Source organism: Cyclobacteriaceae bacterium (assembly GCA_030584025.1).
GTDB lineage: Bacteria > Bacteroidota > Bacteroidia > Cytophagales > Cyclobacteriaceae > UBA2336.
The window spans coordinates 1,894,260-1,907,196 of the sequence record CP129487.1 but is presented as its reverse complement, the minus strand read 5'-3'; the positions used below and the strand labels follow the sequence as shown (position 1 = coordinate 1,907,196).

5 protein-coding genes are annotated in these 12,937 nt (G+C 41.6%); 3 read left to right on the top strand and 2 right to left on the bottom strand.

Annotated features, from left to right (window positions below):
- A complete protein-coding gene (locus QY309_08600; protein ID WKZ61540.1) occupies positions 1–765 on the top strand; it encodes a type III pantothenate kinase in 765 nt (254 codons plus the stop codon).
- Between the two features lie 2 nt (positions 766–767).
- Here QY309_08600 and QY309_08595 read toward each other — a convergent pair whose 3' ends face one another.
- Positions 768–1,295, bottom strand: coding sequence for a TlpA disulfide reductase family protein (locus tag QY309_08595; protein WKZ61539.1), 528 nt, complete (start codon positions 1,293–1,295; stop codon positions 768–770).
- Between the two features lie 82 nt (positions 1,296–1,377).
- Here QY309_08595 and QY309_08590 point away from each other — a divergent pair, with 82 nt between their 5' ends.
- Complete coding sequence (locus QY309_08590; GenBank protein WKZ61538.1) at positions 1,378–3,171, top strand: hypothetical protein; 1,794 nt, start codon at positions 1,378–1,380, stop codon at positions 3,169–3,171.
- A 6-nt stretch (positions 3,172–3,177) separates the two neighbouring features.
- On the opposite strand, the gene QY309_08585 is transcribed toward QY309_08590, so the two are convergent.
- Positions 3,178–3,630: a hypothetical protein gene (locus QY309_08585; GenBank protein WKZ61537.1), complete on the bottom strand. Its 453-nt coding sequence runs from the start codon at positions 3,628–3,630 to the stop codon at positions 3,178–3,180.
- A gap of 134 nt (positions 3,631–3,764) precedes the next feature.
- Here QY309_08585 and QY309_08580 point away from each other — a divergent pair, with 134 nt between their 5' ends.
- Positions 3,765–12,935, top strand: a complete 9,171-nt coding sequence (locus QY309_08580) for a T9SS type A sorting domain-containing protein (protein WKZ61536.1) — start codon at positions 3,765–3,767, stop codon at positions 12,933–12,935.
- Positions 12,936–12,937: the final 2 nt, after the last annotated feature.

Below are 12,937 nucleotides of genomic sequence, written 5' to 3'. Positions count from 1 at the left end.
ATGGTATTGGTACTTGATATCGGTAATTCAGACATCACCATTGGTTTTTTTGATCGGGACGAACTCAAACACGTTTGGCGTATTCCTGCGGTAGCGGAACGGCCGGAGTTATTTTATGGAATTAAATTCCGCGATTATTTTCTGGAGGCAGGATTGCCTATCACCGTGGTAGAAAAAATTGTGTTGAGCAGTGTGGTTCCGAATCTTACCGGAAAAATCATCAATGTTACCGTTTCGTTGTTTGAGAAGAATCCAATTGTATTGGGGCCTGATGTGTATTCCAAGTTGCCTATTGAAGTGCTTAACCCGTATGAGATAGGTTCTGACCTGGTGGCGAATGCAGTGGCCGCGCATAATTTGTTTCAACGGAACTGTATTATTGTTGACTTTGGAACTGCGTTAACGTTTACTACTGTATCTGCAACAGGTAAAATTCTTGGAGTTGCTATTGCACCTGGGTTGAAAACAGCCATCCGTGCACTCTCACAAAATACAGCGAAGTTGTTTGATGTTCCCCTGGAACAGCCCAAGTCAGCTTTAGGTAAAAATACTGTACATGCCATTCAGGCGGGTATTTTATTAGGTTATGAAGGGTTGGTGAAATCAATGATAGAGCGAATACAAAATGAGCTAAACGATCCTGAGATAGCCACCGTTGCCACAGGTGGGTTGTCTTCTGTTATCACACCCGCTAACGGGACATTCACCCGCATTGAACCAAACCTTACTTTAAACGGATTGCGTTTGGTTGCCGGCTGTATCTAGTCTTATTCCAGAGCAAGATCGTGTAGCATTCGGATATACTTCTCAGTATCATAATTTGTTGTTCCAATCTTTTGGTGTACAATTTTTCCCTTTTTGTTGATGATAAACGTGGTTGGAATGGAGGGAACATTTAACTGATTGGATAAACTACCGGAAGGCATAACAACCGGAAAGGAGAATTTATGCCGGTTAATATAGTTTTTTACTTTTTCTTCATCGCCTTCTTTGTCGATTGAGAGCATGACAAATTCAACCTCGTCTGATTTCGTTTTATCGTACAACTTTTGAATTGAGGGCATCTCTGCTCGACAAGGTCCGCACCACGTTGCCCAAAGATTAAGAAATACTACTTTGCCTTTATAGGAATCAAAGGGTATGGTTTGACCAGACATATCTTTTACCGTGAAGGCATAATCAAAGTTTTTATTCTTTAAGTCTGGAGTTGATTTACGGTTAAACCCCGTGATATAGAGCACTACAATGGCAGTTATGAGTGCAATGGGAATTAATTTTTTAAGGGAATTCATCATTAAAATTAGGCCCGGTTATTGAATTGGATGGTTTGGTTTACAGAGATTTTAATTAATTTCGAAATTAATAAGTTCCACAGTAATGGCAAAAAGGCATCTGACCAGGATTATTTTTCTTCTATTACTTCCCATTTGCGCAAACGCTCAAAAGATTAAGTATAAAGAGGTATTCACCTTGCTTAGCTCCAAACAATATGATTTGGCTGAACCTTTCCTGAGAAAATACATTCAGGAGAATGGAAGTAAATCCGAGCCAAGTAGTTACCTGTACATGGGCATTATTTATCAGGAAAAAGGTGGTAAAGTTGATGTATTGAAAGATACAGAGACCGCACAAATACAAATTGATTCAGCATTGTATTTTTTGGATCTGGCATTTAAAAACATAAACGAAAAGGAGTTTAAAGGCAGTAGTAAAGATTACTACGCCATGTATAGTAGACGGGATATGCGTTCCGGTGAATTTGGAGCCAAGCTATCGGATGTACATTTTGATATTGAGAAACGAACAGCCGATTTGCGCGAACGCAAAGACAAGGTAAAGATGGTCAAACACTACTTTACCGAAATGCAAGAGTTGTATAAACAAAGCCAAAATCTTTTTGGTGCCATTCAAAAGAACTTTCCCGGTGAACGTGAGTTTTATCTTCGTGCGGATGAGGCCACGTTAAAACGTTTGGATACTTTGGCTCAGCGATATGACGCAAGCTTTAAAGCATTTGAGCACTATAAGATAAGTGCAGGTAACCTTGGGAAAATCGGGTATAATCATGAATGGAATGCGAGTGATATCAAGGATTTTAAATTGGATGGACAATCGTTACCTGATTTTTACCAAAGTGACTTGAAGGTTTGGGATTATAAAAAGTTTGCCGATAACGCTATCGCTATAATAAACACGGAGATCAAACCGATTCGGGAAAACCTGGTTCAATACGATATTGAAATCAATAAGCTTCACGAGCGATTAAAAGTTGATTCTGTCTCAGTTAAGAGCGACCTGACAACGCTTGTAGAAAACCTGCTAGGGGAGAAGCTTAAAAAATTTGATGCCGATCCACTGCCTTTGAGTGTGATGGCTGTAAAAGTTGCTGATCTGGAATATAAATGTACCTTATTGGAGCACAAAAAATCTGACTCTCCCTCAAACGTTTTTGTTCGATTGGAACAAACCAAGCAGGAACTGGCCGATTTACGGAAACTGGATAGTCTGTTGACCCGACTATTGGCGGTTAACATTGATGAAGAAGCGTTAAACTATGTCCATTTTGTTAGCCAAACATATAATAGCGGTGCATTGCTTAAGGCTTATATTAAAACAAAGAAGGAGTATGTTGATCGGGAAAGACGCCAAAAAGAGGCTGACCTTGCGGTACGTCAAAAGGCCTTGGATTGGCTTGTAGTGGGCGCTGACTCCATCCCGCTTAATGAGCAACTGGCCACCAGTGCCTTCACGCCCAAGTTGATTGAACCCGAACAGTATACGGCCGGATTAGCCACAAAAGACTCTGTTGCAATTAAGGGCTATTTCTACACGGTTACGCCAACTCGAATACCCGATGTAAAGGTCAATTTTCCTGTGGATAATTCTTGGGTAACCAACAACAACCTAAGTTTAATTAAAGGGCTTGCCACAAAGGATGAAGGAGATCACATTTACTTTGTGCTGGTATTTCACAGCACACCGGTAGAGGGAAAATACAAAGCTTCATTGGCTAAAGTGTATCGCTCCGATGGGCTCTCGTGGAGTCATAACTTTACGTTTGATTTTATACCACAGTCATTGGAGTATCAGCAAGACACGGGAGAACTTGTGGTGAAATCAGGAGAAATGTTTGTGATTGTAGATAAAACAGGAAAAATAAAGCAATCCTGAGGGTAATCAGGCCGCACCAACTAATTTTTTCCAGTCCTGGAAGCGCATTTCAATACGGGCGGCCATCTTATCGTAATTTTCCCAGCTATCGGTAACGTGATAAATGGAAGGTAGCGTTTTTACCAACAGCTCATCATAATCATTCCTATACAAGCCGCCACCATAGTAATAGTAGGTAAACATGTTACCCTGACGATTAAACAATTCATATCCCAGGTAACCATCCCATATTTCGCTGAGAATGGTGCAGGATATTTCCCTTCTTTTAAACCGGAATATTTGAATAGAGGCCTCTTCTTCAAAAAACTCGGAATAAAGTCCCTTATCTATAATCCAACCCAGGTACATGCCAATGTGTACATAAGCTTGTTCAATCGGTAATGAGTCAGGGAAATTTCCAAGAAAATGCGACTTGGCATTATCATAAATGGTTTTTTGAATTTCAGCTTTTCGATCCATAATACAATGTTACGGGTATCAGCGGTGCTATCCAAATTGAAGGTTTGCACAACTATAGCCATGCTTGCTAGCATGGGAAAAGTATTTAATTTATGGTATCTTTGGCATATTTTTTTAACAAAAGTTACCGATTTATGAATTACCACGGTCTATTTGTTGGCTGCATTGCTTTAATTCTGTCCTGTTACAATTCTACTTTGGCTCAAACAGGGCCTGGTGGAGTAGGAAATTCCACTGGCAGTGGAGGACAACCTCGAAATGTACTATGGCTACGGGCCGATGCTGGCGTTGTACAATCTTCCGGACGGGTCTCTTCATGGGCAGATCAATCTGGAAATGGTTTGAATGCCAGTCAGGCAACTGGAACTGCACAGCCGTTGTGGACAAATTCAAACACCAACATGAATAATCAAGCCTCCATAAATTTTGCAAGTGGAGGTGGATTTTCAAATGTAATGCTTGCTATTCCAGATAATGATATTCTGGATGATGGCGGTGGGTTTTCATTTTTTGTTGCCGTACGTTCCGCTACTGGAGGTGGGCCTATGGGTATTTTGAATAAACGTACCGGAGCAGATGTAAATCAGTCCTACCGGATTTATAAGGATGGCAACAACCTGATTTCGAATATGGCAAATAACGCCAGTGGAGTCATTACAATTGGGGGATTTACGGACAATACCAATCATCTTTACTCAGGTATTTTTGACGGATCGCTTTCAGGAAATAAATACACAGCCTTTAGGTCATCTGTTAACTCAGGCAGTACTGCAGGGCCTGCCGTGATTCCGAATAATGCTTCTCCCGTTTATATTGGCAATTTCAACTTAGGAGATAACCGAAGCTTTTCGGGTGATATCGCAGAGGTTATCATCTACAAGAATGCATTAACCATTCCTGAGAGGTTGGTTGTTGAAAATTATCTGAGCCAAAAATATTCGATAAATATCGGTTCGAATGATCTCTTCGGAAATGATGCGATGTACATCAGTTCATTTGCCGAAAATCTAACGGGTATAGGTTCTGTTGATGGTGTCATTAAAAGAATTGAGGCGGTATCAGATGCTTTCCAGCTTCGTGAGTCAGAGAATTCATTGAGTAGCAATGAATTTATTCTTTTTGCGCATGATGGAACAGTTCCCGCGAGTGGTGTTATTACGAATCTTGGCGAACCTGAAATTACAAGCCGGTGGGCGAGAAGTTGGTACCTGGAATCCACCTTTAATGGATCAGTGGATGCGGGAAATATTGCGGCCAATCTGGTATTTGATTTTGCCACGGCTGGACTGCCGTTTACGGGCAATGCAGGTGACTATGTTTTGATTTACCGGGACAATGCAGGAGGTAACTTTTCACGGGTGGTGGCAACAAGTTATGCGGTTGAAGCCGGAACTCGATTAGTAGTTTCTGTTTCTGCGAATCGTCTAAAAACAGGTTATTATACAATTGCTTTAGGTAGCCAATTAACCGCTAACACATGGTATGTCTTTCAAGATGGAAATTGGAGCGATCCAAATACCTGGACTTTAGATGCTTCTGTTACTCCAATTTACAATAATCCTGGAAGTGCCATACCGGGCCCAGATGATGATGTTTTGATTCGATCAGGACGAACCGTAACGATTCAACCGGTAACGAACAATATTATTATCAATTCAATTGAGGTACGTGGTACACTGAATTTAACAAACTCAACAGGCCACAACTTTAACCGGATTGATGGAAATGGTATTATCCGAATGGCAGGTTTTAATCCTGGAAGCGGACTTGTTGACAATTTCCCATCCGGTAATGTTGAAAGCAATATTGGTTTTGCTGATCAGACAAATGGTGGAACAGTAGTAATTGATGGAACAGGAAACATAACCTTAAACGTAAATCGAAATTGGAGAAATGTTCGAATCGAACGCGTCTCAAATACGGATGAAGTATACCTTGGATCAGATTATCTTGTACGGCAAGATTTTACTGTTCGTAATGGCAATTTCTTCTTTGGCGATAATACATCGGTAGGTAGATCACTTATTGTTGAAGGTAATGTGCTTGTTGAAGATAATAGTACAACCCGAATAGGCCGAATTAGAACACGTAATGTAACAGGAGCTGTACACACATTTGAGCTTAAAGGAAATCTCACCAACAATGGTCAGGTATATTTCACGAACCGGGCTGATTTTGGTTCAGATGCAGCGCGATATAATCCTGCTAATGCCTATTACACCACAGATGATAATGCTGGAAGAGTCAATGTTGCGTTTACAGGCAATACAAACAATCAGACCCTTGTACTAAACAATACAGGATTCTTTTCGCGTATTGTGGTTGATAAGGGGGGCAGTAGTACCTACATACTTGATATACAAGCTACAGACAGTGCACATTTTAGGCTCTTAGGAAGGGCAAATTATAACATCGATTCAGATGTTACTTCTCCTGCAGCTAACTTAAATTCATTCTCGTTAATAAGTGGTACTGCCCGACTTAATTCGAATGTAATCATACCCGTTCTTAACACCGTAACAAATTATAGCATTCCATCTGCTGCCAGGTTATGGGTAAATGGGGGCTATGTTAGAAAGACTTCGGGCACGGCTATCGTTCCATATGGAGCAATAGAGGTAGGTGCCGGGCAATTGATAGCTACAGTAGGTAGCGGTATAACAGTACGTGGAAGCGGATCATTAAAAGTTACAGGGGGTTCTGTCACGGTTAGGGCTTTTAGAACTTCTGTACAGGGAGCATCTGCGCAAGGTACTTATGAACAATCCGGGGGAACAGTAACTGTACTGGGTGGAGCAGGGATAAATGCCGATTATGCGGTTTTCTCATTGACCTACACAGGCAATGTATTTATTATGTCTGGCGGAACATTACGTATTCAAGGGCGTACTTCACTAGGTACTGGGAATCTGAGAGGAACAATATTCATAAATGCCGATGCTTCCAACCAAAATGTAACGGGTGGAACTGTTATTTTCGACAGTAACACTACTACTCAATACCGAATTACGTCACGCGCGCCTTTTTATAATGTTCGAATGCGTGCCACTGTTGCATCAGCTGGTGATGTTGTTTTGGATGGAACCAGTTCAGGTACCGGTGCTTTTCCCGATACGCAAAATCTTACTGCTCAGCCATTACGGGTATTAAATGATTTGATCCTCGAAGGCGATGATGTTTATCCACAACCACAGTCGGTGGTTTTTAGACCTGTAACTTCAGGAGCCAATGTTAATGATGTATATATAGGTGGAACTTTTTTTGTTGATAGAACCGCCAGTTATATTCCCGTTTTTGGTGGGGTTGCTCCCTATGATGGAGTTGCCGACCAACCAACTGCTGTCAACACCACCTACTTCAACCAAACCATTGGCACATCAGCGATCGACACACTTTATTTTGGATCAGGCGGTCAGTTTGAGTTGGGTGCATTTGTGTTGGATCGTACCTCGGGAAATGAACTACGAACGATTGGCCGATCAACTCGTGGTAGCGCATCCATTATGATTGATGTAAATGGAGATGCCAGTGTGTTATCGGGAACACTTGATCAAAATCGTTTTACTTTCCGCATATGGGCAAGTATTGTAAATAATGACCGGATGGGCACTTATTATAACACTGGACCGTATCCTACGGCATCGGGTACTCCATCCTTAGCTCAGGTTCGTTTCCGTGAAGATCCTCCTCTTACAATTACAACAAGCGCTGGTTCTGTGTTTGGTAATATTCGTTTTAATGTTGGTGCAGCCACTTTGGTAGAGTTAACCAGTGATGTCCGTATAGAGCGAATGGAATACCTGAACGGAAGAATATATACCAGGAATTTTACCTTAACGGTTGACGAAATCTGGAATTGGAATAATGGAGGAGGTGTTTTCTTTGACAATAATGTGGCGTCAAGCAGTTTATTGCGCGTAACCAATACTGGATTTACCGGAAATATTTGTGTGTTTTCAGATGGCAAAGCCAGTGATGGCGGATTACGCGTCAGGGTTTCGGGTAACACGTTAGCTGAAGACGCAACAACGCGTATAAACAATACAGGCCCAATGACGTTTCCAGTAGGCTTCACGTTAGATGGTGGGACTACCGTATATTATAGACCAGCTCAATTAAAAGTTAAGAATTTCACAGACGATGGATATGTTCAAATACGCGTAGTAAGTGGGGAACTGACCACAACTGCCATTACGGGTGGAGAAATTTTGCGGCATTATTGGCGCGTTACCCACGATGGTTTTGCCACTTTACCAACGGTTGCTTTACGCCTGTATTATCGTAATCGTACAGATGGAAATATTGTTGATTTGCAAACCGGTAATACCCAACAAGCCAATTATGTACCGGGTTATGTAGTTGATAACCTTCCATATACCCGTACATTTGAATCTGATCCGGTAGCCGATGTAACTGATTTGCAAAATGGACCTAACACAAATACAAGACACATTGTGTTTAATGGATCCTCCACGAATGCTGAATTTACCCAAGCTGGATTCGTAGGATTTACCCTTACTAATGGTAATTATACAACAGGTGAGTCAACACGATTTGTGGGGGCTCCAACAGTTTATTATTCCCGGCTAAGTGATGGCAGCAGTTGGTATGATAGATTTTGGGAAGATGGGAACAACTGGTCAACTGTACCCCACGATGGAGCGGCCAATAATGCTGCCCGACCTGCAGCAGGAACTTGGCCACAGGCGGGAGATATTGCTGTAATTGGATACGGTGGGTTTACCGGGGGAATTTCACCTACCCATTCCATGAACATAGCGAATGGCAACAATATTCAGGTTGCTGAAATACTCTATGAAAATCCTCTAGGAAACGGAAGCCGTCTTGTTGTTAATAGAACATCGACCTTAACCTTTGGAAAAATTGGAGGTACAGGAGGTACATTTATGGAGCGTCCGAATAGTCCGGCAGAAGCTGCAATTATTTCTGGCGATTTTGGTGATTTTTATTCAAGCAACACGTTCACGTATGCCTATTTCTTAAATGGTAATGGCACCTATACCATAAATCCACCCACTACTGTGTTTCCAAACCTTCGGATAGAAGGAGGAAATAATAGCCGCATAGCTATTTTTAACAACGATATTCAAGTTAACAATAACCTTACTGTTGACGGAAATACAATTCTCCGCACCGGCACAGGTAATTTTGTAGTGGAGCAGGAATGCCGTATTGGTGGCTACCTGGGCGGTACTTTGCAATTTGGTACGAATACAGCAGTGACTTTTGAAGTCGGTGGATTAAGGCTTCGGGGCAGTGCCGATAATTCCAATGTACAGGTGCTGAACACAACCCCTAATGGGTTGAATCATCGATTGATTGTGAATGGTAATATCATCCAGGAACGACCCGGTGTTTTGGATTTGTTTAATGGAAATGGTGCTACTGACAATAATGCAGTGCTCGAATTAAGTGGTGAAGGTATTCATGCTTATTCATGGACAAGTGGATCAGTACCCGAATTGTATAGATTGCTTGTTAATAAGGGTTCTTCTATTACATCTTCATTTTCGTTCGATTTTCCTTTTACCCTAAACGGCCCTACAAACCAAGTTAATAAAGCGGTTGAAATTGTTAATGGTTCTCTCATTTTAAATGATCCAACCATCGACATTATACTGTCATCTGGAGGTGGCAATTTTCTGCTGCCGAATTTAGCGGATCCACAAGCTTCGTCAGGGTCTGGTGGATTGATACTGACTCGCGGAATTGCCCGGGTAACAGGAACAAACACAGGCATTATTCTGGATGGTTTGCTTCGTATTAACGGGGGAGAATTAAACCTGGATGGTGGCGCTGGTGTAAATAACTTTATGGAGTATAGTGCTTCCGGTAATGCGGTGATCGAACTTTCTGCCGGAAACCTGATTGTTGGATCTCAATTAAGAAGATCGTTGGTTTCTACTTCGGGTATTTTAAAGTACCGTCAAACAGGAGGGAGTGCGCTTTTTGCTAAAAACGCAACACCTAATACAGCACGGGGTGCATTTGAAATTATCAATGCTGGTAGCGAGTTTACCTTTACGGGTGGTGAATTTGCTATTGAAAGACATATTAATAGCCCAACACGACCAACACTCTTACTGGAACCCGACAATTTCACTGTAGGAGGAAGGGCTATTGAATTAGGAAATGCTACAACGCCTGTCAATCAGAATAATTTTAATGTTCGTTCAAGTATTCTGATTGATAGTTTAGTGTTGGCATCTGCAAATGTTTCTACTAGGATAATTGGTCTGCCATTAAGCGTTAATCATTTGGTAGTCGCCAATGGCGCTTCATTCAACCCTGATATCTATGCGTTGACAGTAAATAGTTCTCTTACAAATAACGGAACGTTTTCAGTTACTGGTTTAACTCAAACTACTTTTTTTCCATCTTCAAGCACCACTACCATAACAGGTATTGGGGCCACTACCTTCAGAAATATTGATAAGGCAGGAACCGGAACTTTGCTGTTGGAAAAAGATATTACTGCAGTAAACGATGTGTCCATTACCGGGGGTACGATCAATACACAGAATTTTGCATTTAATATTGGTAAAGACCTGACCTTTAATACAACACATCTTAGTGATCCAGGAGGAGCTGGAATTGTTTTCAACGGATCACAAAAGCAAAAACTACTACGAACCTCGCCTGGAAGCAGCTTCTTTAGTTCTATCCGGTTGAATAATTCCGAAGGTCTGGTTATTGAAGCAACAGACCTCAACTTTCAAATTAATCAACGACTCGTGTTGGAATCAGGAGTTTTTGATATAGGAGGTAACTTACTGACATTTACCCCTGCAGCTGTTATTGAAAACGGTTTGGGGAATACAACTAAAGATGACTTTAATGTAAACCGCATGATACAAACCAATAGTTCAATCAATGACTTTGGTGTGCGGAAGTTATTTAATACGGTGAGTAGTGGAAATGTTACGTTTACTTTTCCGGTGGGGCTTATAGCCTATACGCCAGTAGTGGCTACTATCAACGATATCAATCCTAGCAGTATAACTGTGAGGCCAGTGGCAGACGTTCCCCCGGTTCCGGAAGATAGCGAATCTGCGTTACCATGTTCAGATCCTGAAATAACCGATGCAAGCAATGTTTTGCAATACTACTGGATTATTAAAAGCAGTGGAACTACTTCATTCAATGGAGAATTGGAAATGTTTTATGATCCAGGTTCGTTCAGTGTAACCGCACCATACACCGTTGCTAATTATGGTCCTGCGCGATTGTATAATGCTGGAAATACATGGGATAAGGTATTTTCTCAAGCTCAGTTTGATGAAGTCAATCAACGTATTGAATTTCCATTTACAGGCAATGGGGATGCAACCATTTCCGGAATTTATACTGCAGGAGTTACACTTGAAAATGATGGTACAACCTTGTTGTGCGGAGCCGCAATCCCAGATGTTGTACCTGAATTTATTACGTTGGAAGCTGTAGCAACTGGAAACTTTTACGCGGATCCATCTTACCAAGGGGGTGTTGCTCCTTTGATTGGTTCAACCCCGGACATAACCGTGAAGAGTGGGTTTACACTCACATTGGATGTGAATAGTATCCGTACACGTAAAATCACTATTGAATCTGGGGCAACATTGGAAGTAAATGGGACCATTGGTCATAACCTGGGCTTCGTTACCGGTGAAGGAACCTTAAAGTTGGTTTCAAATACACCATCTATTTCGTTTCCCGCTGGGGATTATCAGGATTTCTTTCCTACGGGCGCATGTATAGGTGGAGGTGGACTGGAATATGCCGGATCCGGTAGTTACAGTATCTTATCAGGCTTGTCAAATGTGAGGAGGCTGATATTGTCCGGTTCTGGTGATCGGGTGTTCTCTAATAATACCAACGTTAGAATTTGTGAAAACCTGGAAATTCTGGGTTCTGTGGATGCATTAGTGCCAGATGGAAATAGTATAATTACTGTGTTGGGGAATGTCTATAAGTCAGACTTAGCTACGTTTGACAATGGAGGAGGTAGTTCAAAAGTCGTTCTCGAAGGAACATCCTTACAACTCATAGCGGGTTCTTTTACTGGAACAAATGCCTTTAATGATCTTGAGCTTAATAATGCAAGTGGGTTAACCATTGTAAACAGCGCGGATGCTGGTAGGGGAATTGCGGCAGGAGGAGATATTGACATTCAGTCATCACTACTTTTTTCAAATGGTATTATTACAACCGATGCAGCCAATCAGTTACGATTACTCAATCTGGCTACGGCTGATAATTATTCTTCCACGCGATATGTGAATGGGCCTTTGATTCGACAGTTAGCACCTGTTGTTCAATCTTTTCCCTTTCCTGTTGGGACAGCTACACGTTACGGCTTGATGGAAATCGCTTCTCCAGCATCTTATGCAGGGTTAAAAAACTTTACCGTACAATACTTTAATGCCCTTTCACCAAATGATGTGTTCAGCTTAACACCAGCTGCTAGTGCTGCAGGTGTGGACAAAGCCAGTGGAAATGAATATTGGAATGTGGACGCTGTGTCACCCGCTTCTTCACGGGTTCAGCTTTATTGGGACGCACTATCCGATGTACAAAGTACAATCAGTAATCTCCGGATATTATTTTGGAATGGAACAGCCTGGGATTTATTAAGTACGATAAGTGCGCCTTCAGGAAGTGTGACTTCCGGTTCTATGATAAGCGGTCCACTAACGTATAGTAATCGGGATATAACATTTGGAACATTAAACGCAACTGCAACTCCACTTCCAGTCGAATTGACTGATTTTACAGGAAAACGAATGCAAGGCGTTCATTACCTGGAGTGGATTACAAGCTCAGAATTGAATAATGATTATTTTGAAATACAACGATCCATCGATGGTGAGTCTTTCGTAACTATTGGGAGAAAAGAAGGGAAAGGAACTACAGGTGAACGATCGATTTACACCTTTGCAGATGAGCTACCCTTGCTTGGAAATAATTATTACCGACTTAAACAGGTTGACTTCGATGGCACCACCTCTTTTTCATGGGTTATTGTAATAAATAATCCAGATGGAAAGGGTCAATTCAATATGTGGTTTTATCCAAACCCGGTGCATGCTGGCGATGAACTAACTTTACGCCTTGCTAAGGATAACTCAAGCGCTGCGTTACTTGGCATCTATGACCTAATGGGACGAGAGGTATACTCAACAATTGTATCAACTAAAGAATTTGAGGAGATACAGCTTGTGCTGCCTGAGGTTGTCCCCGGTGTTTATCTCGTGGAATTCAGGCAAGGTTTACGCAAAGTTGTGAAGCGTTTGGTAGTAAAGTAATT

What these genes read in the sequence shown, in the direction of transcription:
- QY309_08590 (WKZ61538.1), top strand. Translation starts at nt 1,378, where the DNA reads ATGGCAAAAAGGCATCTGACCAGGATTATTTTTCTTCTATTACTTCCC.
- QY309_08595 (WKZ61539.1), bottom strand. Translation starts at nt 1,295, where the DNA reads ATGATGAATTCCCTTAAAAAATTAATTCCCATTGCACTCATAACTGCC.
- QY309_08580 (WKZ61536.1), top strand. Translation starts at nt 3,765, where the DNA reads ATGAATTACCACGGTCTATTTGTTGGCTGCATTGCTTTAATTCTGTCC.
- QY309_08585 (WKZ61537.1), bottom strand. Translation starts at nt 3,630, where the DNA reads ATGGATCGAAAAGCTGAAATTCAAAAAACCATTTATGATAATGCCAAG.
- QY309_08600 (WKZ61540.1), top strand. Translation starts at nt 1, where the DNA reads ATGGTATTGGTACTTGATATCGGTAATTCAGACATCACCATTGGTTTT.